This window comes from Geobacillus sp. BK01, from assembly GCF_052220245.1.
GTDB lineage: Bacteria > Bacillota > Bacilli > Bacillales > Anoxybacillaceae > Geobacillus.
Genome location: NZ_JBQPTH010000001.1, coordinates 334,637 through 360,544, shown reverse-complemented (window position 1 = coordinate 360,544; position 25,908 = coordinate 334,637). Strand labels below are relative to the sequence as shown.

The following is a 25,908-nucleotide window of genomic DNA, read 5'->3' as shown; positions in this document are numbered from 1 at the left end:
TGATGGGGCCGGCTGTTTGATCATTCCAAACCGAGAAGCCCCCCTCTTCCACGTATGAACGTAGGTAAAAGAGTGTTAAACGTCCATTCTCATCCTTGTTGTTGTCTCCTACACAACTTCTTACCACACCAAAAATAATATGATTTTCAACGATTGATTCAACACACAAATAAGACATATAATAAAGATAAGTATCAAAAGTGTTTAGGAAGGAGCGAAACACGCCAATGGAAAAAATGAATGTTTCGGATCAATCATCGCCGATCGTCGTGAAAGCGACAAGCAAGCTGTCCAGCCGCGGCCAAGTGGTGATTCCCGTTGAAATCCGAAAAACATTAGGCCTCACCGAAGGCGATGATCTGACGTTTATGGTCAACCAAGATGGAGAAATAAAAGTGGAAGTCACGAAAAAATATCGCTTGTCACAATTAATCGGCATTCTCAAAACCAATCAACCGTTCCGCCCCGTTGAGGAAATCCGGAATGAAGCATATCGGACGATGGGAGCAAAAGAATTGAAAGACGAGGAGGAAAACTAAGTGGCTCGCAAGCTGTGGATTGACACAAATGTCGTGATTCGAATCATGACCGGCCATCCCCAAGAGCTTGCGGAAGAGGTTGGGGACATGTTGCAGAAAGTGGAAGCAGGAGAATTGATTTTGCGCCTTAATCCGCTCGTCGTTGCAGAATGTTGCTGGGTGCTGGCCTCCGTCTATCAAGCATCGCCGTCCGACATTTCCGCCGCCTTATTAAAGTTTACCGACGGGATCGGGATCGAAACAGAGGAAAAAGATGTTGTGCAACAGGCGCTTCGAGATTATGGCGAGAAAAAGGTGGACTTCATCGACGCGTATATCGCCGCTCATGCCAAAGCGAATCCCCCAGAAGATGTCGTGACTTGGGACAAACATGTTAGACGATTGAATATTCGCCATGGTCGCCCGAAAGACTGGTAAAAAGGCGGGGGCTTCCCCGCCTCTTTTTACAGTTCTTCCCCGTTCGTGCGAATGACGCGCTGGAACCAGTAGAAGCTTTTTTTCTTATAGCGCTTCAAATCGCGCAAGTTCTCATCGTCGCGGTTGACGAAAATGACGCCGTAGCGCTTGCGCATCTCCCCTTGCGAGCTTAACAAATCCGTCGCCCCCCACATTAAGTAGCCGATCACCTCGACTCCTTCTTCCATCGCCCGCTTCATTTGTTCAATATGGCGGCGCAAATAGTCAATCCGCTCATCATCTTCGACCGTGCCGTTCTCGTTCAGCTCCTCCTCAAGCCCGATGCCGTTTTCGGTGATGAAAATCGGCATTTCGTAGCGGGCGTACACGTCTTTTAAGGCGATGCGCAACCCGATCGGGTCGATCGCCCAGCCCCACTTTGTCTTTGGCAGGTGCGGATTCGGTTCAAGCCCTTTGATGATCCGCTCATCCTGTTCCTGATGACGGACGATTTGGCTTTGATAATAGCTGAATGACAAAAAGTCGACCGTTTGCTCCCGGAGCAGCTGTTCATCCCCTTCTTCCAACGGCAAAACGATTCCTTTTTTCTCCAGATGATTCGTCACATAACGCGGATAGACACCGCGGGCGAACATATCAAAAAAGAAATCAATGAACAGCTCTTTCGCCTGCACGTTCGCCAAAGCATCTTCCGGCCGGCACGTCGCCGGGTACGTCGTCAAATACGTCACCATCCCGCCGATCTTCGCTTCGGGAGCGATTTCGCGCAGCGCCTTCACCGCTTTCGCGTGGGCGATCAACACGTTATGGCAGACGCGATAAGCAAACGCTTCCGGATCCTCGTCTTCCGGGCCAATCGCCCCCCATAAATGCGGTTGTTCAAGCACTAAGTTTTGCTCATTGAACGTCAGCCAATAGTTCACTTTCCCGCGATAGCGTTCAAACACAGTGCGCGCGTACCGTTCAAACAAGTCGACGACTTTCCTTGATGCGAAGCCATTGTATTTTCTCGCCAACGCCAGCGGCAAGTCGAAATGGTACAGCGTAATGACCGGCTCGATGCCGTTCGCTCTCAATTCATCAAACACGGCGTCATAAAACGCCAAACCCGCTTCATTCGGCTCCCCTTCCCCGTCCGGAAAAATGCGCGTCCAGGCGATGCTCGTCCGATAGGCCGTAAAACCGAGCTCCTTGAACAGCGCGATATCCTCTTTATAGCGATGGTAAAAATCAACCGCCACTTTCCAGTCGGAATGCCCTTTTGGAATCGGGCGCGCATCAACGATCGACAACCCTTTGCCGCCTTCATTCCACGCCCCTTCCGTCTGAAACGACGTCACCGCCCCGCCCCATAAAAAGTCGTCGGGGATGATCGATTTTCGTTGTGATGGCACTGCAAGTCCCTCCTATGTGAAAACGGCATGATTCGAAAACATAGCACGTTGACTTTCAAACGTCATTTTCATTATGACATAGTTGCTTTTTTCCAAACAAGACAAGATGTTAAATTCGTTTTGATCTTCCTGCTTAACGTGTACGTGGTATTTGGTTTCACCGCGATTTTTCTGCAGGAGCTTTTTGCCGCGCGCTTCGTCATGAAAAATGCTCATCTACAGTCTTTAACATGCCGGCTTGGTTACGAGCCATTTTTTCAATCATCCATGCGGTGTCAACGATTGGAGAAAATGTTGGTTTCATCAAGCACCAAAAAACCCTTAGAACCGCCTGCGGCTCTAAGGGTTTTCGCTTATTTCAACCATTCCGTATGGAAAATGCCTTCCTTGTCGACGCGTTCGTACGTGTGGGCGCCGAAGTAGTCGCGCTGTGCCTGGATTAAGTTGGCCGGCAGCACCGCAGTGCGGTAGCTGTCATAGTACGCGAGGGCGCTGGCGAATCCTGGCACCGGAATGCCGCGCATCGCCGCGGTGGCGACGATTTCGCGGAGCGCGTCTTGGTAGCGTTCGACGATGTCTTGGAAATACGGATCCAACAGCAAGTTCGAAAGCGCCGGATCGCGATCGTACGCCTCTTTGATTTTTTGCAAAAATTGCGCGCGGATGATGCAGCCGCCGCGGAAAATCATCGCGATGTCGCCATAGCGCAAGTTCCAATCGTATTCGTCGGACGCCGCCTTCATTTGCGCAAATCCTTGGGCGTACGAGCAAATTTTGCTCATGTAGAGCGCGCGGCGCACGGCTTCGATGAAGTGGGCGCGGTCGCCTTCAAACGGCTTCACCGCCGGGCCGGAGAGGACTTTGCTTGCTTTCACGCGCTCGTCTTTCATCGCCGAAATGAAGCGGGCGAACACCGATTCCGTAATGATCGGCAGCGGAACGCCCAAATCGAGGGCGTTTTGGCTCGTCCATTTGCCCGTCCCTTTTTGCCCGGCTTTGTCCAAAATGACATCAACGAGCGGCTTGCCGGTTTCTTCATCGATTTTCGTGAAAATGTCAGCGGTAATTTCAATGAGATAGCTGTTCAATTCGCCTTTGTTCCAGTCAGCGAACACTTCGTGCAATTCGTTCGCTTCCATGCCGAGCACATGTTTGAGCAGGAAGTACGCTTCAGCGATCAGCTGCATGTCGCCGTATTCGATGCCGTTATGCACCATTTTGACGTAATGGCCGGCGCCGTCCGGACCGATGTACGTCGTGCACGGCTCGCCGTCGACTTTGGCGGCGATGGCTTCAAAGATCGGACGCACGAGCTCATGCGCTTCTTTTTGTCCCCCCGGCATGATCGACGGTCCTTTCAGCGCCCCTTCCTCGCCGCCGGAGACGCCGGTGCCGATGAAGTGGATGCCAAGTTCGGCAAGTTCTTTGTTTCGGCGCTGCGTATCTTTGAAATACGTATTGCCGCCGTCAATTAAAATATCGCCTTTTTCCAAATACGGCTTCAGCTGTTCGATCGTCGCGTCCGTCGGCGCGCCCGCTTTCACCATGAGCAAAATTTTCCGCGGCTTTTCCAGGGCGTTGACGAATTCTTCGATGCTGTATGTACCAACAACGTTTTTTCCTTTCGCTTCTTCCAAAAATTCATCCGTTTTTTCGCGCGAACGGTTGTACACCGCCACCGAATAACCCCGGCTTTCAATGTTCAACGCCAAATTTTTCCCCATGACCGCCAGTCCGATGACGCCGATTTGCTGTTTTGCCATCATTCAACGTCCCTTTCCGTTTTTGGTTTGTTCACTAAACAACATACCACACGTTTGCGCCCGCCTGCAAGTTTTTCTAAACCGATTTAGGAACAGGACGGCACGACGAGCCTCATTTGGCATGTTCATGTAAAAAGGGGCGTAACGCCCCTCATGCTTAGTAGCCTCCGTAATGCGGGAAGCCGTACGGCGAAAACGGGTAATGACCATAAGGCATGCCATACGGGAAGTGATGATAGCCGTCATACCCTCCATGCCAATGATGATGATGGTGATAACCGTATGGGTGATGGCCGTAGCTGCCGAAGTATGGCGGATAAAAGCCACCCATATACGGACCGAACGGTTGAACCATGGAACGCCCTCCTTTTTTGTGTGTCAACTTGCTTCCATGGTTAGGATATGCGCGGAAGAAAAAACGGTATAGGCAAACACCTATACCGTCTCGCCCGCCCGCGCAGCGGCTTGGGCGGCGGCTACTTGCTCGCGAATCTCTTCCGCTTCGTCCAAATGGGCAAACAAAACGCGCGGGTCAAGCACGGTCAACAGCCGGTCGTCTTGCGCCGCCATTCCGGCTACATACGGCGTGCGCTCCGCGGACATGAGCTGGAGCGGTTTGATCGCCTCTTGTTCAATATCCACGATTTCCTTCGCTTCATCGACAATAAACGCCACCGACAACTCGTCGACCGCGGCGACGACAAGGCGCGTCTGGTCCGTTTCGTCGACGGCCCGGCCGTACAACAGCTTCCGCATATCAAGCACCGGCACGAGCTCGCCGCGGATGCGCACGACGCCGGCCATATAGTCCGGCATATGCGGCACCGCGGTCGGCGCCGTCATTTTTTCAATCGAGACGACATACGCGATCGAGACGGCATACTGTTCCCGCTCGACGCGAAAGACGACATATTTGTCCATTCCCCCGCCACCTCTTTCGTCATTCACCAATCTTGTCTCCTTTTTTATCGGCCGATGTCAGCCAAATTTTCACCGAAATTTCATCATCCGACGAAAAAGAGCATCCAACAAGGGATGCTCACTCGGCATTGGCGACTTCTTCGACAATGGCGATGACCATTTCCGTCAGCTTGACCAGCTCTTCAATCGGCATCCGCTCGTTCGTCGTATGGATCTCTTCATAGCCGACAGCGAGGTTGACGGTCGGAATGCCGAAGCCGGCGATGATGTTGGCATCGCTGCCGCCGCCGCTTTTCTCCAGCTTGCACGGCCGGCCGATTTTCGCCGCCGCCCGTTTCGCGACCTCCACAACATGGTCGCCGTCGCCGAACTTGAAGCCTGGGTACATCACGTCGACATCGACATCGGCGCGCCCCCCCATTTCCGCGGCAACCGTTTCAAACGCCTCTTTCATTTTCGCCACTTGCGCTTCCATTTTCTCCGGGACGAGCGAGCGGGCTTCCGCTAAAATATCGACGCGGTCGCAGACGATGTTCGTTTGCGTGCCCCCTTCGAAGCGGCCGATGTTCGCCGTCGTCTCCTCGTCGATGCGGCCGAGCGGCATTTTCGCGATCGCCTTCGCCGCAATCGTAATGGCGGACACCCCTTTTTCCGGCGCCACGCCGGCGTGCGCCGTTTTGCCGTGCACAACGACTTTCAATTTCGCCTGCGTCGGCGCGGCGACGACGATGTTGCCGACCTTGCCGTCGCTGTCTAAGGCATAGCCGTATTTCGCTTGAATAAGCGACGGGTCAAGCGCCTTCGCCCCAATTAACCCGGATTCTTCTCCGACAGTAATGATAAACTGGATTACGCCGTGCGGGATGTTTTGCTCTTTCAGCACCCGGATCGCTTCGAACATCGCCGCCAAGCCGGCTTTATCGTCCGCGCCTAAAATCGTCGTCCCGTCCGTGACGACATAGCCGTCTTGGATCGACGGTTTCACGCCTTTCCCCGGCACAACCGTATCCATATGCGACGTGAAGTAAATCGGGTCGACCCCGTCTTTCGTCGCCGCGAGCGTGCAAATCAAGTTGCCGGCTCCATGCCCCGTTTTCGCGGCGGCATCGTCTTCGATCACCTCGAGGCCGAGCGCTTCAAACTTTTGCTTCAGCACCTTCGCAATGTCGCCTTCATGCTTCGTTTCCGAATCGATTTGCACAAGTTCCAAAAACTCGTCGACAAGACGTTGCTCGTTCACCATCGCTTTCGTCCTCCTATGTACAGATTCCTCTTCCAGTATACCGGAAGTTTCCGCCAGGCGGCAAACTAGACGCTAGAACGGTGCGGGGAAAACAGCGATGGCGCCCGGGATTGGCCGGACGCCTTCTGTCGCTTACAGCGGAATGTTGCCATGTTTTTTCTTCGGCCGCTCCTCGTGCTTGTGGCGAAGCATCTCGAGCGCCTGAATGAGCTTAATTCTCGTGTCGCGCGGGTCGATGACGTCGTCGATCATGCCGTATTTCGCCGCGACGTACGGATTGGCGAATTTCTCGCGGTATTCTTCAATTTTTTGCGCCCGCGTTTCTTCCGGGTTCGGGCTGTTTTCGATTTCGCTGGCGAAAATGATGTTCGCCGCCCCTTGCGGCCCCATGACCGCCACTTCGGCGTTCGGCCACGCATAGACGACATCGGCGCCGATCGATTTGCTGTTTAAGGCGACGTACGCGCCGCCGTATGCTTTGCGCAAAATGACGGTAATTTTCGGCACGGTCGCTTCCGAGTAGGCGTACAAAATTTTCGCCCCATGGCGGATGATGCCGCCGTGCTCCTGCTTGACGCCCGGGAAAAAGCCGGTGACGTCCTCAAACGTAATGATCGGGATGTTGAACGAATCACAAAAGCGGATAAAGCGCGCCGCCTTGTCGGACGAATCGATGTCAAGCCCTCCGGCCATAAACTTCGGCTGGTTGCACACAAGCCCGACCACTTCTCCTTTGATGCGGGCAAAGCCGATCACAATGTTTTTCGCAAAATCTTTTTGCACTTCCATAAACGATCCGTCATCAACGACGTGGGCGATGACGTGGCGCACATCGTACGGGCGGACGGCGTCAATCGGCACGACATCGGCCAAATCGGGGCGATAGTCGTCCCCGTCCGGAATCGGGCCAAACGGCGGCTTTTCGTTATTGTTGGACGGCAAATAGCCGAGCAGCCGCCGCACCTCGGCGAGCGCCTCCTCTTCGTTCGCCGCCGCAAAATGGGCGTTGCCGCTGATCGTGTTGTGCACGCGGGCGCCGCCTAAATCTTCGGCGCTGATTTTCTCTCCGGTCACCGCTTCAATCACTTTCGGGCCGGTGATGAACATTTGGCTCGTTTTTTCAACCATGAACACAAAATCGGTGATGGCCGGCGAATAGACGGCCCCGCCGGCGCACGGCCCCATAATGACGGAAACTTGCGGGATGACGCCGGAATAAATGGCGTTGCGGTAAAAAATGTGCCCGTACCCGTCAAGCGACAACACCCCTTCTTGAATGCGGGCGCCGCCTGAGTCGTTCAAGCCGATGACCGGCGCCCCGGTTTTCGCCGCCAAGTCCATAATGTTGGCGATTTTTTTCGCATGCATTTCCCCAAGCGCCCCGCCGAAGACGGTAAAATCTTGCGAAAACACAAACACCGTGCGGCCGTTGATCTTCCCGTAGCCGGTCACAACCCCATCGCCCGGCCCCTTCTTGTCCCCCAGGCCAAAATCAGTGCAGCGGTGCTCGATGAACGGATTGAGTTCGACAAACGTTCCTTCGTCCAACAGCAAGTCAATCCGCTCGCGCGCCGTCAGCTTCCCTTTCGCGTGCTGCTGTTCGATCTTCGCATCGCCGCCGCCCAGTTCAATCTCGCGCCGGCGATCGTACAGTTCGTTGATTTTGTCGTACATGTCGCTCATTGGTGTCCCTCCGTTTTCACCCGTTCGCAAAGTTCGTACAACACGCCGCCGGTCGATTTCGGATGCATGAAGGCGACGAGCGCCCCGCCGGCGCCGCGTTTCGGCGCATCTTGAATCATGCGGATGCCATGCTCCTTCAGCTCACGGATGCGCTCGGTGATGTCTTCGACGCCAAGCGCGACGTGATGAATCCCTTCACCGCGCTTTTCGATAAATTTCGCCACCGCGCTCTCCGGCGACAGCGGCTCCAGCAGCTCCAGCTTCGCCTCGCCGGCCTGCAAAAACGCCACTTTCACCTGCTCCGACTCGACTTCCTCGATGCCGAGAAACGGCAGGCCGAGCACGTCTGTATAAAACGGAAGCGCTTCCTCAATCGAGCGGACGGCAATGCCGATATGATCGACTTTTTTCACTTGCATCGTGTGCATCCCCTTTGCCGCAAAATGATCACCCAACTATGTGTAATTCGCCGTTTCGATAAAAAATCCTGCTTTTTTGTTTTTCCTTGTCCGCCTTGCCGTTTGCCGTTACAATAAACGTAGAACAGCGGACGGAAGGAGGACGAGCCGTTGTCGCGCAAAACGCAAAAATTCGTCGTTTACTTGATGCTCATTTGCATGTTGCTGACGACGCTCCTCGCCGGCATCAGCATGTGGATTTAACCGCACTCCTAAAAAAACGCAAGCTCCCAAACCGGAAGCTTGCGTTTTTCATGGGACGGCGCCGTACCGTTTGGCGATGGCGTAAAACGGTTCGTTGCTGCGGAGAATGAGCACGTTGGCGCCGATCGGCACCCGTTCATACAAATGCTCGACATCGCGGTTGTACATGCGCACACAGCCTTGCGAGACATACCGGCCGATCGCCGCCGGGTTGTTCGTGCCGTGAATGCCGTAGATGCGCCCGTCCGTCCCGCGCGCGTCAAAGCCGATCCACCGTGTGCCGAGCGGATTGTTCGGCGCCCCGCCTGGAATATTTTTCTTTCGATAATACGGGTTGACCGCCTTCACGGTAACGGTAAACATTCCTTCCGGCGTCAATTCCGCGTTTACGCCCGTCGCCACCGGGTAGACAGCGTCAATGCGGCCGTCGCGGACGAGCGCGAGTTTATTGACCGCTTTGTTCACGATCACAAGCGGCTTGGCCTCCGCCGCCGCTTGCAACGGCGCCGCGAACGCCACAGCCATCGCCAGGCAAATGGCCAACCAGATCCGCATACGAATTTCATCCTTTACTGATGTTTGGCCTTAGTGTGCGCCAAAACGGATGGACATATGCCCCGTTTTCATGCCGCAAAAGACTGGTAAAAGACAATCCATTTCCTCGATCCATGAAGAATCGTGAAAAAAACGCGATGTTGCAATGCTGTGAAGCTCTATATCCGATTAAATCACCGACTTTTCAAGCCGCCGCTCGTTTGATTCATTTCCCGGATGGAACTCGCTTTTAATGAGCAAATATTGTTCAAACTCCCGCACCAACTGAAACAGCGCCGCCCGCTCTTCAAACTGTTCGCGCGTCGTTGGCAGCGGCATCGCCTGAAACTGCTCGCGCATCCCAGCAAGGCGCCGCAAAAACCGGTCCGCCGTATTTCCCGGGTGAATGGCGTCGCTTAATTCGTCGATAAAATCGGCGACCATCATCCGCTGCTCGACCGTGTAGACGAGCGACGTCACAAGCGGAAGCATATGCTCGATGATTTCCAGTTGCCGCTCGCGCATGCGGAAGTAGCGGACGTATTCATCTTCGTTCCGCCATAATTGGTTGTCGGCGTGGCGCATCGCCAGCTTTTTGGCCTTTTCGAGCATCTCCGCGGCAAGCGGCAGCTCTTTCCCATCCCAATCAAGCTCATTCGTGCGCAAGTAGCGGACGATTTCTTTTAAAATAATGCGGAACAAATCCTCCACGATGCGCTGATACTCTTTCAGCTGCTTCTCGGCGCTCGGCATGTACATGTTGACGATGAGCGCCACCCCGATGCCGACGGCGACCAACAACAGCTCATTGGCAATCAAGCCCCACGTGATCTCCTTGGCGGCATACAAATGCAAAATAATGACCGAGCTTGTCGCAATGCCTTCGTTTATTTTCAGACGGACGGTCACCGGAATGAACAACAAAAGCAAAAGCCCGATCGTCCACGGATGGTAGCCGAAAACGGTAAAAAACAACGCCGCAAACCCAATGGCGACGACGCACGCCATAAAACGGGCCCGCGCTGTTTCCAACGACCGCTTTTTCGTCACTTGAACGCATAAGATGACGATAATGCCGGCGGAAGCGAAGTTATGAAGGCCGATCAGCTGGGCAATCGCAATCGCCAGCGCCGCCCCCACCGCCGTTTTGAACGTCCGGTAGCCGATTTTCATCACGCCGTCTCCTTTGCCAATGGTTGCCGACTTCATTGTACCGATGACGGCGCTTTCGTTGCAAGGAAAAAACGGACAATCCTGGCCTCCGCTCCGAAGCCGATCTGTCCCAACAGGTGCAGAAGGACAAAAAGGCGGCTGTCCGCTAATATGGGACAGACCGACCTAGACAAAAAGACATGGCTTATGAGCGGGTTTTTTCATAAATCGTCTTCCCGTCGCGCTCGATTTCATGTCTAACTTTTTCGTTCAGCGCGTCGAAAAAGAGCACATCACACGAATAAATGCCGACAATCTCGTCAATGTCATCTTTGATTTTCCACTTTTGCTTGCCGATGTAGTCCACGCACAAGTCAATGTCGGAGTTGTAGCGGGCTGTGCCGCGCGCCCGCGAGCCGAACAAAACGACTTTTTGTATATCTTCTTCGCCCGCGAAATACGCCATCAGCCGTTCAAACACGGTCGGGCTAATTCCATACATCACGGTCGATCACTTCTTCTTTGATGTTTTGCAGCAGCGCTTCGATTTCGTGGACATATTTTGATACAATTCGGTCTTTAATCTGTTCATAGTCTTCCTCGTTATACACATGGGCTGTAGCGTTTCGCGAGTGCAATATATCGTTCCATACGTCAATATTCTGAATCCACCCTTCCTTAAACGCTTGGCGATAACATGCCCTCGGGTTGTTCAATTCCAGGCCGGACGCTTTAAAAATTCGCGACAACAGCTTCCAGAGCTGGTCTTCCAAAATTTCATACTTTTTCACGATCGAATCGCGGTATACTTCCTTCAGCAGTTCATCTTCTGCCGACACTTGCTTCGACGCGGCAATGACGTTTTTTAAATGAAGCAACAACCGAAACGCGTGCTGGTACGATAATACAATCGATTCTCGCTCATCCATGCCATCGTTCTCCTTTGCCCTTTGTCCTAAATGGATCTGCATCTATGGCTTCGAAAATGGCGCTCGCTTCGTCTTTATATAACGCTTCAGCTCTTCGTAAAAATTTTCACGCGTCCCCACCAAAACCACGACCACAACATGTCCGCTGTCATCTTGGTCGATCAAATAAGCAATCTCGTAATTGATGCCTCGATGATAAATGTCATAACCGTAAATTCCTGCCAAATCACCTGTTTTCGCTTCCCCTGCTTCGGCGGGATCGGTAAGAATCTGCCGCAAGGCTTCGATCAAACGCTGCTTCAGAGCTGCATCCTTTTTTGTCAATTTTTTAATGGCTTTTTCTGCTTTCAGAAGCAATTGCAGTCGATTATGGTTCATCATCTTCGCCAAATAACTCCTCTAACGTATCCGCCGTATACGTTTTTGCCTTTGGTCTTTCCTCAGCAATCATGGCATCTAAAGCAGGAGCGATTTGCGATTTACGATATACAAATTCTTTGTATAGTTCTTCACCTGCATACCCTTCCCTGATCAAGTCTTTTAAAATCAGATCGGAAAAGTCAAAGTGGTCCTCATGAATCGGATGAATAATTAATTTATTATCCGCCAGCTCAATCAGCACTTCATTTCCAATCCCTAATTGCTCATAAAAATCTTTTGGGATTGTAATTTGTTTTTTACTTGATACAGCAATGCGCTTCACACGTTTTTTCTTGTCATCTGGGAGTTTGTCCATCGGTGCCTTCTCCTTTGCCATGGCATCTGATGGTATCATAGTATTCCCCTCCTCGCCAAAACATAACCAAATTTCTTGGTTTCTTTACTAATGATCATAGCATAGAGCGAAAGCAAACACAATGATTGGCCCCTGCTTTTGTCCAACGTTCATGGGAAGTGTTTCCGACAATCATGCAAACACCCGAAGCCTTCTTTGGCTTCGGGTGTTTGCGCTCATACTTCCTCACAATATTCGTCAAACAGCGCCTGCAGCTTTTGCACGACGGCGACCGGTTCGTGCCCTTCGATGTCGTGGCGGTGGAGCATGGCGCACAGCTTCCCGTCTTTTAACAAGGCGAACGACGGCGAGGATGGCGGCTCACCGACAAAATACTCGCGCGCGCGGGCCGTTGCTTCTTTGTCTTGGCCGGCAAAGACGGTTACCAAATGATCCGGGCGCTTGTCGTAATGGACGGCGTGGGCCGCCGCGGGACGGGCGATGCCGCCGGCGCAGCCGCACACGGAGTTGATGAGGACAAGCGTCGTACCGGGGCGGCTGAACGCCGCATCGACGTCTTCCGGCGTGCGCAGCTCTTCAAACCCGGCTTCAACCGCTTCGCGCCGCGCTTGCTCGACGATGTCGTTATAGAGCGGAAATTGAAATTGGAACATCTCAACACCTCCTTCGATTTGCCTTTATCATATCATAGTTCACCGCTCCGCTTCCGTTCATACGCCTCGATCAGCTCGTTGACGGCGGCCGTGACCGGCTTGGCGCCGGAAATGACGCTGTTCTCAAGCATCGGGAGCGTTTCTTTCACGATCGGGTCGGCGAAAAAGCGCGTTTCGAGATATTCTTTGATCATGGCGTGCATCCAGTCTTTTTGCTGCTGGCGGCGGCGGTCGAAAAAGACGCCGGATCGCTTCGTCGTCTCGACGAACGCTTGGATGATGCGCCACATGTCGGCGATTCCTTCGCCCAAAAGCGCCGAGCACGTGTACGCTTTCGTCTCCCAGCCGGGCGTGGCCGGGCGGAGGTAATGGAGAAACTGGTTGTATTCTTTTTGCGCCGCTTTTGCTTTTTCTTTGTTGTCGCCGTCCGCCTTGTTGATGACGATGGCGTCAACGAGCTCCATGATGCCGCGCTTCATCCCTTGCAGCTCGTCGCCGGCGCCGGTTAACGCCAAAAGGAGGAAAAAGTCGACCATCCCGCGGACGACAAATTCGCTTTGCCCGACGCCGACCGTCTCGACCAAAATGATGTCATAGCCGGCCGCTTCGCACAACATCATCGTCTCGCGCGTTTTCCGGTGCACGCCGCCAAGCGCCCCGCCCGATGGCGACGGGCGGATAAACGCGTGCGGATGGCGGGCGAGCGCCTCCATCCGCGTTTTGTCGCCGAGGATGCTGCCGCCGGTCAGCGAGCTCGTCGGGTCGACGGCTAACACCGCGACGCGGTGCCCTTGCTCGCACAAAAACGTGCCGAACGCTTCAATGAACGTGCTTTTTCCCGCTCCCGGCACGCCGGTGATGCCGATGCGGACCGAGCGGCCGACGTGCGGAAGCAATTTATTCAACACTTGTTGGGCGAGATCGATATGACGAGCCGCATTGCTTTCGACAAGCGTAATCGCCTGCGCCAAAACGGTGCGGTCGCCGGCGAGCACCCCTTGGACGTACTCTTCGACCGACCGCTCTTTCCGTCTCACGACCCGCTTTGGCGCCGGTGGGCGCTCGGCTTGCACGTACGACGACGCGCTTTCGCCGTCCGCCCATTCCGGGCGGCGCGGCGGCCCGCCGGCCGGTTCCGACAGGCGGGCATCTTGTCTTTGTCGTTTTCCTTCGCCGCTCATTCGCTCACGTCCTCATAGCCGAGCCGGGCGTAAATTTCATCGAGCACTTTGTCCGCCGCTTCCGGAATGACCGTGCCCGGCCCGAAGATGGCGGCGGCGCCGTTCTCATACAAGAAAGCGTAGTCTTGCGGCGGGATGACGCCGCCAACGATGACGAGAATGTCGCCGCGTCCGAGTTTTTCCAACTCCGAAACGAGCTGCGGCACGAGCGTTTTATGTCCGCCGGCGAGCGAGCTGATGCCAACCGCGTGCACATCGTTTTCCACCGCCTGGCGCGCCGTTTCTTCCGGCGTCTGGAAAAGCGGACCGATGTCGACGTCAAACCCTAGATCGGCAAACGCCGTCGCGATCACTTTCGCCCCGCGGTCATGGCCGTCCTGCCCCATTTTCGCCACCAATAGGCGCGGGCGCCGCCCTTCAAGTTCCGCAAACTGCTCGACCCGCCGCTTCACCCGCTCAAACTGCGCTTCGTTTTTGTATTCCGAGCTGTAGACACCGCTGATCGAGCGGATGGCGGCGCGATGGCGCTTCGCCACTTTTTCGATCGCATACGAAATTTCCCCAAGCGTTGCCCGGACGCGCGCCGCTTGGACGGCGAGCTCAAGCAAGTTCCCTTCGCCCGTTTCCGCCGCTTTCGTGATGGCGGCAAGCGCCGCTTCGACATGCTCGTTGTCGCGCGTCGCCTTCAGTTCGTTCAGCCGCTCGATTTGCCGCTTTCGCACGGCGGTGTTGTCGACTTCCAAAATGTCGATCGGCTCTTCTTTTTCCGGGCGGTATTGATTCACGCCGATGATCGTTTCCGCCCCCGAGTCGATGCGCGCTTGGCGGCGGGCCGCCGCTTCTTCGATGCGCATTTTCGGGATGCCCGTTTCAATGGCTTTTGCCATCCCGCCAAGGCTTTCGATCTCTTCGATATGCGCCCACGCCCGCTTCATCAACTCGTTCGTCAACGCCTCAACGTAATACGAACCGGCCCACGGGTCGATCGTCCGGCAAATGCCTGTTTCTTCCTGCAAGTACAACTGCGTATTGCGGGCGATGCGCGCCGAGAAATCGGTCGGCAAGGCGATCGCTTCATCCAAGGCGTTCGTATGGAGCGACTGCGTATGCCCCATCGCCGCCGCGTGCGCCTCGATGAGCGTGCGCACGACGTTGTTGAACGGATCTTGCTCGGTCAAGCTCCAGCCTGACGTTTGCGAATGCGTTCTGAGAGCGAGCGATTTCGGGTTTTTCGGATCGAACGTCTTCATCATTTTCGCCCACATGAGGCGCGCCGCCCGCATTTTCGCCACTTCCATAAAGTAGTTCATGCCGATCGCCCAGAAAAACGACAGCCTTGGGGCGAACGAGTCGATATCAATGCCGGCTTTCAAACCGGTGCGCACGTACTCAAGCCCGTCGGCGAGCGTGTACGCCAGCTCCAAATCGGCCGGCGCCCCGGCTTCCTGCATATGGTAGCCGGAAATGCTGATGCTGTTGAACTTCGGCATGTATTTCGCCGTATAGGCGAAAATGTCGGCGATGATGCGCATCGACATCTCCGGCGGGTAAATGTACGTGTTGCGCACCATATATTCTTTCAAAATATCGTTTTGGATCGTGCCCGACAGTTTGTCCTGCGTCACTCCCTGCTCTTCGGCGGTGACGATGTAAAACGCCATGATCGGGAGCACCGCCCCGTTCATCGTCATCGACACCGACATTTGATCGAGCGGGATGCCGTCAAACAAAATTTTCATATCAAGCACCGAGTCGATGGCCACTCCCGCTTTGCCGACGTCGCCGACGACGCGCGGATGGTCGGAGTCATAGCCGCGGTGCGTGGCGAGGTCAAACGCGACCGACAGCCCTTTTTGCCCCATCGCCAAATTGCGCCGGTAAAACGCATTGCTCTCCTCGGCGGTCGAAAAGCCGGCGTATTGGCGGATCGTCCACGGCCGCACGACGTACATCGTCGGGTACGGCCCGCGCAAGTACGGCGGCAAGCCGGGCATATAATCAAGAAAATCGAGCCCCTCGATGTCATTCTTTGTATACAGCGGCTTCACCGCAATGTGTTCATTCGTCTGAACCAACAGCTCATCGATCGACGCTTGCACGCGCCGCTCCACCGCGTCTTTCCACTTTGTCTCGTCCACATCGGCCGCCGCGGAAAGCGCCATGTTGGTAAAATCAACGTACTTCGCCATCGAACGCCACCCCTCTTTCCGTGAAAAACGCCGCGATCACATCGTACGCGTTCGAACCGAGATGAATCGACCCGTCCACGCCCGCGTCCGCGTACGTGTTCTCGAGCTCTTCCGGCGGCTTTCCGGCGACATACAGCTTCGCGTTCGGCTTGGCTTGCTTGAACGCCGCCGCCAACGCCGGAACGAACGCCGGGTAGTCGTCGTCGGCGCCGCACACGATATAATGCGTCCCGTCCGTGCTTTGCACCCATTCGACCGCTTCCTCGACCGAGGCGAAGCCGTCGCTCCGTTCAGCCGCCACCCCGCCGGCCGCAAACAGCCCGGCGATGAAATCGGCGCGCGCCTGATGGCGGACAAGCGGTCCGATATTGATCAAGTGAACGGAAAGCCGGCTTCCGGTGCGTTCCGCATGCTTCTCAGCCGCCTTCCGCAGCTGCTCAAACGGCTCAGCCAAACGCCATGCGCGAATCGGCGCGATGGCCGCAGCCGCATTCCCGTCCGTCAGCGCCGCCGCGATCTCCCGAGCGGTTGCTCGACGGCGGGCCGCGCGAATCGCCGCTTCCATCCACTTCCCGCCGGCAAGCGCGCTGCGAATATCGGCCACCCGCTTTTCATCGAGCGGCGGCGCCCCGTTCGCTGCGGTTTGCTTCGGCTTTTCGATCGGCGTTTCCGCCAAATTGGCATACACGTTCGTGCCGACGATTTTTTCCTTCCGCGTCTTGACGCGATCGAGCCGCCGCTTGGCGACCGCTTCCACTTCCGCCTGCACGAAGCCGTTTGCGAGCGCCTTCGCCATGCCGCCTTGTTCCTCGACGCGCTGGAACAGCTTCCACGCTTCTTCGGCAAGTCTAGCGGTCAACGTTTCCACATAATACGAGCCGCCCGCCGGATCGATGACGTCCGCCATATGCGCCTCTTCAAGCAATATGAGCTGCGTGTTGCGGGCGATGCGCCGCGAAAATTCATCGGCGAGCCCGATCGCCTCGTCAAACGGCGACACGTGCACGCCATCGGCGCCGCCGACAACGGCCGCAAACGCTTCCGCCGCCGCCCGAAGCATGTTCACATACGGGTCGTACACCGTTTTCGTAAACGGTGACGTGCGCACATGCAGCTCGATCCGCCTTGCCGATTCGCCGCCGCCAAACGCTTCGATCACTTGGGCAAACAACCGCCGCGCCGCCCGCATTTTCGCGATTTCCATAAAAAAGTCCGCCCCGACCGCAAACGACGCTTGCATCCGCACCGCGATGTCATCGACGGTCAAGCCCCGGTCCAGCCCGGCGCGGATGTACTCGACCGCCGTCGCCAGCGCAAACGCCAGCTCCTGCACAGCGTTCGCCCCGCCGTTATGGTACGGCTCGCCGCGCACCAAAATCGTGCGGACAGCAGGCATCTCATCCTTCGCCCACTTCGTCACTTCCGCCATCTCATCATACAGCCGCTCAAACGAACACGAAAGCGTCCCCTGTTCCGCCCACGCCCCGAGCGGATCCATGCCGATCGCGCCTCGTACGCTCGCTAGCGGCACGCCCCGTTCCTCTAAATAAGCGGCCAAAAGCGCCAAAAACGAAAGCGACCGCGCCCCGGCGTCCACCCGGAGCGAATCGCGATCGAGCGGCACGCCATCCAACATCGCCGCCACATCCTCCACCGACTCGACGGCAAACGGCAGCCGGCCAAGGGCAAGATGGATTTCCGTCTGCCCCCGCTCCAAGTCGTGCTTCACCGCCTCGTTCCAGTCGGACGGGCTCGCCGCCGAAATCTCCTGGCTCACCTTCCACGGCCCGCCCCGATACCCTTCCGGCCGCGCCCCGCGCACGTACCGGCCGAAGCCCGGGTATTGCTCAAGCGGGCCGAGCGCTTCCAAATCCGCGCGCGTATAGAGCGGTTTCACCGCAATGTTTTCGTACGTCATCGAGTGAAGCCGCTCAAGTGGCTTGCCTTTCAGCGACTTTTCCGCTTCCCGCTCCCACTCCTCCACTGTCGGAACCGGAAACGCCGCTTCCTTCATCTTCGCGACATCGCTCATTCCCCATCCCCCTTTGCCTTCCAGACATAAGAAACCGCTTTCTTTTCAAGCCGCACCTTTTCCTCCCGGAACCCGTCTGCCCGGGACGAAGCGCTGATGACGCTTCGTGTGGGAAAAAACGGTTTCTATGTTTATTGTAGTACATCGGCCGCGTTTGGGCAATGAACAAAAAGGCAAACGATTTGCTGATGCCACCATTTCGCCATGAAATGGAAAACAAAGCGGTCAAAAAAACATGAACGATCCCGAAATGGCTCGATGACTTGGCGAAACAACGCCTTGTCATCAATTCACAAATCCTCCAAGAAGCCATGAAAAAACATCTTGGGACAACAGGCAGATGACGAGGCCATTCGCATCTGGAATGCAAACGGCCGTCCCGCCTGCGAGAAGCCTCCTCCTCCCACCGTGCGACGATACGATGAAAGGAAGAGGGCGTTGTGGCATGCCCCCTTGCCCCTCCAAATCGCCGTTTAGCGAAAATCCTGATCGCCATTTATTCCTGTTGAAAAATGTTTCGCAAGTCAATCACGAAATTCTTTAATACATGAACGGAAACGGCGTCATCCCGGTTGTACACTCCGCGAAGTTCCAGCGCCCCTGTTTCCTGACGTAAATACACTTCCACCACTTGATTCGCCGGGTCAACGATCCAATATTCCTTCACCCCAGCCCGTTCGTACGCGATCCGTTTGTCCATCCGGTCAATTTTGGCCGTGGCCGGGGACAAGATCTCGACGACCAAATCCGGCGCCCCGACAATGCGATTTTTTTGAATTTTGTTTTTATCGCAGATGACGACAAGATCGGGACATACCCAGTTTCGGACGTTTTCGTCCATCCATTGCTTTCGATGGTCTTCGAAAAGATACACATCGATCGGAGCGGTCAACACGCGACAATCCTTCCCTCTGAGATGCATCCCAAATTCGATCGAAAGCTGGAGCGAAATCCATTGATGTTCCGGCATCGGCGACAGCGCCATGCTGATGATGTTCCCATCCAAGACCTCGCACCGTTTCCCTTCCGGCCATGTCGCATACTCTTTGTAGGTCATAGGGGCCTGTTCCTTTTCTGGTGCACCCATATCCTCCACCTGCCTCCTATTTTTCATTCATTATACACCGTGAAAATCCCTGCATCTTGAACGATGTTTATTCCTCTTCCCGAACGAGCGGCAAGCGGACCGATACAGTCGTCCCGCGTCCAAGGTCGCTGTCGAACTGGACTGCGCCGTCATGAAGGGCGACGATTTGTTTGACGATCGCCAGCCCCAAACCGGTGCCGCCTTCTTTGCGGGTGCGGGCGCGGTCGACGCGGAAAAAGCGTTGGCCGAGAAACGGCAGCTGGTCTTTCGGCATGCCTTTTCCCGTATCTTGGATGACAAGCTCGCCTTCCGCTTCCGACAGGCGGGAAAGCCGCACCGTCACCGCGCCGTCTTCCGGGGTGTAGCGAATGGCGTTGTCAAGCAAGTTGCGCACGACTTGTTCAAGCCGGTCGGCGTCGCCGTTGACGATGACGTCATAGTCCAATTCGCATGACAGTTGGATTCGCTTTTGCGCCGCGATGGGCTCGTATGTGGCGATGACATCTTCGATCACTTGGGCGAACGCCACCGGCGCGCGCTCGAGCGGCACGCTTTGCCCTTCAAGGCGCGCCAGGTCAAGAAGATCGCGCACCAGCCGCTCCATCCGCTCCGTTTCGCGGTGGATGAGGCGAAGGTACGCCTTTTCTTCTTCCTTCGTTTTCGCGAGGCCGGCCAGGAGCGCCTCGCTGTACCCTTTCATATAGCTGAGCGGCGTGCGCAGCTCATGCGAGACATTGGCCAAAAACTCGCGCTTTCGCTCGTCTTCTTTGGCGATGGCATCCGCCATTTGATTGAACGCCTTCGCCAAGCGGCCGATTTCATCATCGGTCCGCACCGGGATGGCCGCTTCATAGCGGCCTTCCGTCATGCGTTCTGCCGCTTGTTCCATCGCCTGCAGCGGTTCGGTCATTTGCCGCACCATCCGCCTGCCGGCAACCAAAAGCGCGGCGGCGAACATGGCCGCAAGCGGCCAAAACGCAGCCGCCGCCCGCTTCGTCGCTTCTTGGATGTCGGCTAACGGCAAATATAAGTAAATCGCTCCTTCCAGCCGCTTGCCGTCCAAAAGCGGAACGACGACCGCCATCACGCGGCGGCCGAACCGCTTTTCGTAGCCAGTTTTGACGACGGGCTGCCCGCTTAGCAGCGTTTCCCGGTCGCGGCCGCTGACTAACGCATCATAGTGGACCGGAAACGGAAAGCAGGCGCTCAGTTCGCGCGGGTTGTCGATCAACAAGATGGTGGCCGTCGATTTTTCGTCATACCATTCAATTTGGCGGCGGTACACCTCCGTCACCGCCCCGCTGCGATAGTCACGGGCGAGGCTCGTCCCTTCGGCAATCAACGTTTGTTCCACTTCTTTCATGTACACCGTCCGGTAAAAATAATTCAAAAGGCCAAAGGAAAACGCCAACGTCACCACGACCGCTACGCCGATTGACAGCCATATTTTCTGGCCTAACCGAAGCCGTTTCATGTTCATCCCTCAAACTTGTAGCCGATGCCCCATACGGTTTGAATATGGCGAGCGGCGTCTTTCAGCTTCATGCGCAGCGTTTTCACATGCGTATCGACCGTGCGGGCGTTTCCTGTATAATCATATCCCCACACTTTGACGAGCAAGTCGTCGCGGCTGAACACTTGACCGGGGTGTTTTGCCAAAAACAGCAGCAACTCAAACTCTTTCAACGTCAGCTTCACCGCCTCGCCGCCAACGGCCACCGTCCGGCCTTTTTCATCGATGGCGAGTTCCCCGAATTGCAGCCGGCCATTCTGTTCGCGGCTGCGCCGCGCCCGGCGCAGCACCGCCTCAAGACGGGCGACGAGCTCCCCCGGGCTGAACGGCTTGACGATGTAATCGTCGCCGCCAAGCTTCAATCCTTTCACTTTATCCCATTCTTCTCCCAGTGCCGTCAAAAACAAAATCGGCACGTCCGACTGCTCGCGGATGCGGGCGCAGACGGCGAATCCGTCCTGCTTTGGCATCATGACGTCCAATAGAACTGCATCAACCGGCTGTTGCCCAAGAATCGCCAACGCCTCGTCCCCGTCTCCTGCTTCCAAGCAGCGGAAGCCGGCGTTTTCCAAATACATGCCAACAAGCAGGCGCATGTCTTCTTCATCATCAACAATCAACACCGTTCGCTTGTCCATTTACCGTCCCTCCCGGATGAGCAGCTGCAGCGGGCCATCCCCTGTTTTCCAACGGGCAAGCGGACGCATCGTCGCTTCGTCGACCACGATGATTTCATCGCTGTCATAGCTGGCGATATACAAGCGGCCGCCTGCCGCCTCGATGGCAAACGGATTGGCACCGACAGAGACGGAGCCAATCCGCCTGCCGCTTGGCGAAAATTGATAGACCGTGTTTGAACCGTGGCTTAGCACAAACACACCGCGGTTCGTTTCGGCAAAATCAACCGGCATGACAGGCGCGGGTATCGTCCGGAGCAAGCGGCCGTCTTGAAGCGAATAGACGTGGATATTCTCCTCCACCTTATTTCCGCTTCCATGTCCGCCGACCCACAGCTCCCCTTCCTGCTCGCGCACCACTCCGCCTAAGGCGAACTTCGGCACGGCAAACGAACGAATGACGCGGCGTCGGTCCACATCAATGATCGATGCGCGTTCATCTTGGAAATCGATCGCATACAACCTCGTGCCATCGCGGTTGACAAGCAACGTCATCGGGGAGCGTCCGACCGAAAGGCGGGCGACCTCGTTCCCGTCCCGGTCGACGACAATCACAGCGCGGCGGGTGCTATCGCCGAAAAACCACGTCCGGCCATCCGGGGACGGGGCCGCGCTGACGATGCCGTTTCCCGTTTTCCACTCACGGAGCAGCTTCCCGGTTGCGAGGTCGTACCGATAGATGCGGTCGAGGTCCCGCCCGTACAAAAGAAGCGTCCGGCCGTCCGGGCTCAACGCCCCGCCTTGAAACGGCTCACGGATGTTCCAGCGGGCGATCTTGTCGCCAGTGTCCGCATTCCAAAACGTAACCGTTTCCCCTTTGACATCGAGGCTGATGACGACAGGAAGCGAATCGGCCACCGGAGGAAACGATGGATTGGCGCAGCCGCTTAGCAGAAAGAAGCAACACAACAGCATCCACATGCTCGCTCGATTCATCTCGTTTTTCTCCTTCGCACGTTCGTTTCTGCCCTCATTATACCTCACATTTGTGAAAGAAGTTTGAAATCGCGCCATATAAAAACCCCACCGCCAACCGATGGCGATGGGGGAATCGTTAATAAATCGGCGTATTGTCTTTGTTCATGTTTTCCAAAATCGCTTTGACGCGGGCGAGGAAGCGTCCGCAAATGAGGCCGTCCAAGACGCGGTGGTCAAGCGACAAACATAAGTTGACCATGTCGCGGATGGCGATCATGCCGTTTTTGACGACCGGGCGTTTGACGATCGTTTCCACTTGCAAAATGGCCGCTTGCGGGTAGTTGATAATGCCCATCGACTGCACCGAGCCGAACGCGCCGGTGTTGTTGACGGTGAACGTGCCGCCTTGCATGTCTTCCGGACGCAGCTTGCCGGCGCGCGTTTTCGCCGCCAGTTCGGCGATTTCGCGGGCGATGCCTTTGATCGTTTTCTCATCGGCGTGCTTGATGACCGGAACAAACAAGGCATCGTCTGTCGCGACGGCGATCGAGATGTTGATGTCTTTGCGCTGGATGATTTTATCGCCCGCCCACGTTGAGTTCAGCTGCGGGAATTCTTTCAGCGCCTGGGCGACCGCCTTGACGAAGAAGGCGAAATACGTCAAATTGAAGCCTTCGCGCCGCTTGAACTCGTCTTTGATGGCGTCGCGGTAGGCGACAAGGTCGGTGACGTCGACTTCGACCATCGTCCAGGCGTGCGGCGCTTCGTGTTTGCTGCGGAGCATGTTCGCTGCAATCGCCTTGCGCACCGGAGTAACCGGAATTTCGATGTCGCCCGCTCCGGCTTCGATCGTCGGCGCCGCTGGTTTGCTCGGCGCCGTGACCGGAGCGGCTTGTTCCGCCTGTGCGGCGGCCGGGGCCGGTTGTTCCGCTCTCCGTTCAGCTTTTGGCGCCGCTTGTTCCGCCGCCGGCGCCGCTTTCGCTTTCGGCATTTGCCCGGACTCAATAAGCTTCAGCAAATCTTTGCGCGTCACCCGCCCGCCAAGGCCGGTGCCTTCCACTTGTTCCAGGTCAATGCCGTGCTCTTGGGCGAGGCGGAGCACGGCCGGCGAGTAGCGGCCGTTGTTTGCCCGTTCTGTCTTTTTCGGAGCGGTCGGCTTCGTGTTGTCTTCTGCTTTCGGCGCTTCATCGGCCGGCTTCGCTTCCGGTGCGGCCGCTTCGCCTTCGACTTCGATCGTGCAAATCGGCGCGCCGACCGGGAGCGTTTCTCCTTCTTTGGCGATCAGCTCGCGGATGACGCCGGCAAACGACGACGGAATTTCCGCGCTCACTTTATCGGTGATGACTTCGGCGACCGGGTCGTATTTGTTCACTTTGTCGCCCGGGGAAACGAGCCATTTGCTGATGGTGCCTTCCGTGACGCTTTCCCCGAGCTGAGGCATCGTCAATTGTTCGATGGCCACATCGATACCCTCCTATCTTGGCTGCAATGTCTTCTAAAACGCCGCTAATTCGCGCATCGCTTTTTCGACTTTTTCCGGGTTGACCATAAAGAACTTTTCCATCGTCGGCGCATATGGCATGGCCGGAACGTCCGGGCCGGCGAGGCGCATAATCGGCGCGTCAAGATCGAACAAACAATGCTCCGCAATAATGGCGGCGACTTCGCTCATGACGCTGCCTTCTTTATTGTCTTCGGTAATGAGCAGCACTTTGCCCGTTTTGCTCGCCGCTTCGATGATCGCTTCTTTGTCGAGCGGATAGACGGTGCGCAAATCGAGCAGATGGACGGAAATGCCGTCTTGGGCGACGCGCTCGGCCGCCTGCAAGGCAAAATGGACACAAAGCCCGTACGTGATGACCGTGATGTCGTCCCCTTCCCGCTTCACATCCGCCTTGCCGATCGGCAGCACGTAGTCATCTTCCGGCACCTCTCCTTTAATGAGGCGGTAGGCGCGCTTATGCTCGAAAAAGAGCACCGGGTCTTCGTCGCGAATCGCCGCTTTGAGCAACCCTTTCACATCGTACGGCGTTGACGGCATGACGATTTTTAACCCAGGCTGGTTGGCGAAAATCGCTTCGACTGACTGCGAGTGATAGAGAGCGCCATGAACACCGCCGCCGTACGGGGCGCGAATGACGATCGGGCAGTTCCAGTCATTGTTCGAACGGTAGCGGATGCGCGCCGCTTCGGAAATAATTTGATTCACCGCGGGCATAATAAAGTCAGCAAACTGAATTTCCGCAATCGGCCGCAAGCCGTACATCGCCGCGCCGATGCCGACGCCGACGATCGCCGATTCGGCGAGCGGCGTGTCGATGACGCGCTCTTCGCCAAACTGTTCGTACAGCCCTTGCGTCGCCTTAAACACCCCGCCTTTTCGGCCGACGTCTTCCCCTAACACAAACACGCGCGGGTCGCGCTCCATCTCTTCGCGAATCGCCATCGTAACCGCATCAATATAGGAAATAACAGGCATCGTCAAATCCCCTCCCTTACTCCTCAGCATACACATAGCGAAGCGCGTGCTCCGGCTCGGCGTACGGCGCCTTTTCCGCGTAGTCGGTCGCTTCGTTCACTTGTTTCATAACGCGTGCTTGAATTTCTTCATCTTGTTGATCGGTCAAGACACCAGTTTCTTTCAAATAGTTGGCAAACGACACGATCGGATCTTTCGCCCGCGCTTCGGCAAGCTCTTCTTCCGTCCGGTAGACACGGTGGTCGTCGTCCGACGAGTGCGATGTCAGGCGGTACGTCACCGCTTCAATCAACGTCGGCCCTTCGCCGCGGCGGGCGCGGTCAGCCGCTTCTTTCACGACGCGGTACACTTCGAGCGGGTCGGTGCCGTCGACCGTATAGCCCGGCATGCCGTAGCCGATGGCGCGGTCCGACACTTTTTCGCACGCCAATTGTTTCGAAATCGGCACGGAAATGGCGTATTTATTGTTTTCGCACATGAAAATAACCGGAAGCTTATGAACGCCGGCAAAGTTCGCCCCTTCATGAAAATCGCCTTGGTTCGACGACCCTTCACCGAACGTGACGAAGGCGACAAAATCTTTCTTTTCCATTTTCGCCGCCAGCGCAAAGCCGACCGCATGCGGCACTTGCGTCGTCACGGGCGAGGAGCCGGTGACGATCCGGTTTTTCTTTTGCCCGAAATGGCCCGGCATTTGCCGGCCGCCCGAGTTCGGGTCTTCCGCTTTGGCGAACGCGGCAAGCATGAGCTCGGTCGGCGTCATGCCGAACGTAAGCACAACCCCCATATCGCGGTAATACGGCAAGACATAGTCTTTCGTGCGGTCAAGGGCGAACGCCGCGCCGACTTGCGCCGCTTCCTGTCCTTGGCATGAGATGACGAACGGAATTTTCCCCGCCCGGTTTAACAGCCACATCCGCTCATCGAGCTTGCGGGCCAAGAGCATCGTTTCATACATTTCCAACACCGTGTCATCGCTTAATCCGAGCGCTTGATGACGGTTTTGCGCCATCGCAACAACCTCCCTTAGATTCACATAGTCAACGAATGAGCACGCACCTTACGCATACAGTTGAAGGCGCCAAACGGCTGGTCAAAACAATGATATTCTTCGATCAGCGTTGTTCATTGTGGGAAGAAGAGCCGGGTTTTCGCAGATTTCCTAACTTGAGCCGCAACATAGGTTGATCTGCTTTTTCTCTGCTT

General features: G+C 56.0%; 27 protein-coding genes and 1 pseudogene. 4 read left to right on the top strand and 24 right to left on the bottom strand.

What is annotated here, in order from left to right:
* Positions 1-227 precede the first annotated feature (227 nt).
* Positions 228-539 (top strand): AbrB/MazE/SpoVT family DNA-binding domain-containing protein, encoded by a 312-nt coding sequence (locus ACTVDO_RS01890; protein WP_020960453.1) that lies wholly within the window; start codon positions 228-230, stop codon positions 537-539.
* The gene (locus ACTVDO_RS01885) at positions 540-956 is read left to right on the top strand and encodes a PIN domain-containing protein (protein WP_020960454.1); all 417 of its coding nucleotides are present in this window, start codon (positions 540-542) and stop codon (positions 954-956) included.
* A 26-nt stretch (positions 957-982) separates the two neighbouring features.
* On the opposite strand, the gene ACTVDO_RS01880 is transcribed toward ACTVDO_RS01885, so the two are convergent.
* The 7 genes from ACTVDO_RS01880 to mce form a co-directional block, all read right to left on the bottom strand.
* On the bottom strand, positions 983-2,350 hold the full coding sequence (locus tag ACTVDO_RS01880) for a glycoside hydrolase family 1 protein (protein WP_020960455.1): 1,368 nt from the start codon (positions 2,348-2,350) through the stop codon (positions 983-985).
* Positions 2,351-2,703: 353 nt separating this feature from the next.
* On the bottom strand, positions 2,704-4,113 hold the full coding sequence (gene gndA / locus ACTVDO_RS01875) for an NADP-dependent phosphogluconate dehydrogenase (protein ID WP_442900961.1): 1,410 nt from the start codon (positions 4,111-4,113) through the stop codon (positions 2,704-2,706).
* A 157-nt stretch (positions 4,114-4,270) separates the two neighbouring features.
* On the bottom strand, positions 4,271-4,468 hold the full coding sequence (locus ACTVDO_RS01870; RefSeq protein WP_020960458.1) for a hypothetical protein: 198 nt from the start codon (positions 4,466-4,468) through the stop codon (positions 4,271-4,273).
* An 80-nt stretch (positions 4,469-4,548) separates the two neighbouring features.
* Positions 4,549-5,034 carry a chemotaxis protein CheW gene (locus ACTVDO_RS01865; protein WP_020960459.1) on the bottom strand — a complete coding sequence of 162 codons (486 nt, stop codon included), beginning with the start codon at positions 5,032-5,034 and terminating at the stop codon, positions 4,549-4,551.
* Positions 5,035-5,152: 118 nt separating this feature from the next.
* Positions 5,153-6,277: a tripeptidase T gene (locus tag ACTVDO_RS01860; RefSeq protein WP_020960460.1), complete on the bottom strand. Its 1,125-nt coding sequence runs from the start codon at positions 6,275-6,277 to the stop codon at positions 5,153-5,155.
* A gap of 132 nt (positions 6,278-6,409) precedes the next feature.
* Positions 6,410-7,960, bottom strand: coding sequence for an acyl-CoA carboxylase subunit beta (locus ACTVDO_RS01855; protein WP_442900932.1), 1,551 nt, complete (start codon positions 7,958-7,960; stop codon positions 6,410-6,412).
* Complete coding sequence (gene mce, locus ACTVDO_RS01850; protein ID WP_442900931.1) at positions 7,957-8,379, bottom strand: methylmalonyl-CoA epimerase; 423 nt, start codon at positions 8,377-8,379, stop codon at positions 7,957-7,959. Before mce ends, ACTVDO_RS01855 begins: the two co-directional genes overlap by 4 nt.
* A gap of 150 nt (positions 8,380-8,529) precedes the next feature.
* On the opposite strand from mce, the gene prli42 reads away from it, so the two are divergent.
* Positions 8,530-8,622: a stressosome-associated protein Prli42 gene (prli42, locus tag ACTVDO_RS01845; protein WP_442900930.1), complete on the top strand. Its 93-nt coding sequence runs from the start codon at positions 8,530-8,532 to the stop codon at positions 8,620-8,622.
* Positions 8,623-8,670: 48 nt separating this feature from the next.
* Here prli42 and ACTVDO_RS01840 read toward each other — a convergent pair whose 3' ends face one another.
* The 10 genes from ACTVDO_RS01840 to ACTVDO_RS01795 form a co-directional block, all read right to left on the bottom strand.
* Positions 8,671-9,177 carry a L,D-transpeptidase gene (locus tag ACTVDO_RS01840; RefSeq protein ID WP_442900929.1) on the bottom strand — a complete coding sequence of 169 codons (507 nt, stop codon included), beginning with the start codon at positions 9,175-9,177 and terminating at the stop codon, positions 8,671-8,673.
* Between the two features lie 168 nt (positions 9,178-9,345).
* Positions 9,346-10,329: an aromatic acid exporter family protein gene (locus ACTVDO_RS01835; RefSeq protein ID WP_442900928.1), complete on the bottom strand. Its 984-nt coding sequence runs from the start codon at positions 10,327-10,329 to the stop codon at positions 9,346-9,348.
* A gap of 184 nt (positions 10,330-10,513) precedes the next feature.
* Positions 10,514-10,810, bottom strand: coding sequence for a nucleotidyltransferase domain-containing protein (locus ACTVDO_RS01830; RefSeq protein WP_442900960.1), 297 nt, complete (start codon positions 10,808-10,810; stop codon positions 10,514-10,516).
* A complete protein-coding gene (locus ACTVDO_RS01825) occupies positions 10,797-11,237 on the bottom strand; it encodes an HI0074 family nucleotidyltransferase substrate-binding subunit (RefSeq protein ID WP_442900927.1) in 441 nt (146 codons plus the stop codon). The genes ACTVDO_RS01830 and ACTVDO_RS01825 overlap by 14 nt, the downstream gene beginning before the upstream one ends.
* Positions 11,238-11,279: 42 nt before the next feature.
* A complete protein-coding gene (locus tag ACTVDO_RS01820; RefSeq protein WP_442900926.1) occupies positions 11,280-11,618 on the bottom strand; it encodes a type II toxin-antitoxin system RelE/ParE family toxin in 339 nt (112 codons plus the stop codon).
* Complete coding sequence (locus ACTVDO_RS01815) at positions 11,605-12,012, bottom strand: AbrB/MazE/SpoVT family DNA-binding domain-containing protein (protein ID WP_442900925.1); 408 nt, start codon at positions 12,010-12,012, stop codon at positions 11,605-11,607. Before ACTVDO_RS01815 ends, ACTVDO_RS01820 begins: the two co-directional genes overlap by 14 nt.
* A gap of 176 nt (positions 12,013-12,188) precedes the next feature.
* Positions 12,189-12,626: a BrxA/BrxB family bacilliredoxin gene (locus ACTVDO_RS01810; protein WP_442900924.1), complete on the bottom strand. Its 438-nt coding sequence runs from the start codon at positions 12,624-12,626 to the stop codon at positions 12,189-12,191.
* Positions 12,627-12,658: 32 nt separating this feature from the next.
* Complete coding sequence (gene meaB / locus ACTVDO_RS01805) at positions 12,659-13,807, bottom strand: methylmalonyl Co-A mutase-associated GTPase MeaB (RefSeq protein WP_442900923.1); 1,149 nt, start codon at positions 13,805-13,807, stop codon at positions 12,659-12,661.
* On the bottom strand, positions 13,804-15,996 hold the full coding sequence (gene scpA / locus ACTVDO_RS01800; protein WP_442900922.1) for a methylmalonyl-CoA mutase: 2,193 nt from the start codon (positions 15,994-15,996) through the stop codon (positions 13,804-13,806). The genes meaB and scpA overlap by 4 nt, the downstream gene beginning before the upstream one ends.
* Entirely contained in the window at positions 15,980-18,028 is a 2,049-nt protein-coding gene (locus ACTVDO_RS01795; protein WP_442900921.1) for a methylmalonyl-CoA mutase family protein, read from the bottom strand. Before ACTVDO_RS01795 ends, scpA begins: the two co-directional genes overlap by 17 nt.
* Before the next feature lie 179 nt (positions 18,029-18,207).
* On the opposite strand from ACTVDO_RS01795, the pseudogene ACTVDO_RS01790 reads away from it, so the two are divergent.
* A pseudogene (locus ACTVDO_RS01790) lies at positions 18,208-18,372 on the top strand (type II toxin-antitoxin system HicB family antitoxin); the annotation flags it as partial.
* Between the two features lie 152 nt (positions 18,373-18,524).
* Here ACTVDO_RS01790 and ACTVDO_RS01785 read toward each other — a convergent pair.
* From ACTVDO_RS01785 to ACTVDO_RS01755, 7 genes are all read right to left on the bottom strand, one after another.
* Positions 18,525-19,115, bottom strand: a complete 591-nt coding sequence (locus tag ACTVDO_RS01785) for a Uma2 family endonuclease (RefSeq protein WP_041267778.1) — start codon at positions 19,113-19,115, stop codon at positions 18,525-18,527.
* Between the two features lie 67 nt (positions 19,116-19,182).
* A complete protein-coding gene (locus ACTVDO_RS01780; protein ID WP_442900920.1) occupies positions 19,183-20,589 on the bottom strand; it encodes a sensor histidine kinase in 1,407 nt (468 codons plus the stop codon).
* 2 nt (positions 20,590-20,591) lie between these two features.
* The gene (locus ACTVDO_RS01775; protein WP_442900919.1) at positions 20,592-21,266 is read right to left on the bottom strand and encodes a response regulator transcription factor; all 675 of its coding nucleotides are present in this window, start codon (positions 21,264-21,266) and stop codon (positions 20,592-20,594) included.
* On the bottom strand, positions 21,267-22,241 hold the full coding sequence (locus ACTVDO_RS01770; protein WP_442900918.1) for a YncE family protein: 975 nt from the start codon (positions 22,239-22,241) through the stop codon (positions 21,267-21,269).
* Between the two features lie 118 nt (positions 22,242-22,359).
* Positions 22,360-23,685: a dihydrolipoamide acetyltransferase family protein gene (locus ACTVDO_RS01765; RefSeq protein ID WP_442900917.1), complete on the bottom strand. Its 1,326-nt coding sequence runs from the start codon at positions 23,683-23,685 to the stop codon at positions 22,360-22,362.
* Positions 23,686-23,718: 33 nt separating this feature from the next.
* On the bottom strand, positions 23,719-24,702 hold the full coding sequence (locus ACTVDO_RS01760; RefSeq protein WP_025948999.1) for an alpha-ketoacid dehydrogenase subunit beta: 984 nt from the start codon (positions 24,700-24,702) through the stop codon (positions 23,719-23,721).
* A 16-nt stretch (positions 24,703-24,718) separates the two neighbouring features.
* The gene (locus ACTVDO_RS01755) at positions 24,719-25,714 is read right to left on the bottom strand and encodes a thiamine pyrophosphate-dependent dehydrogenase E1 component subunit alpha (protein ID WP_442900916.1); all 996 of its coding nucleotides are present in this window, start codon (positions 25,712-25,714) and stop codon (positions 24,719-24,721) included.
* Positions 25,715-25,908: the final 194 nt, after the last annotated feature.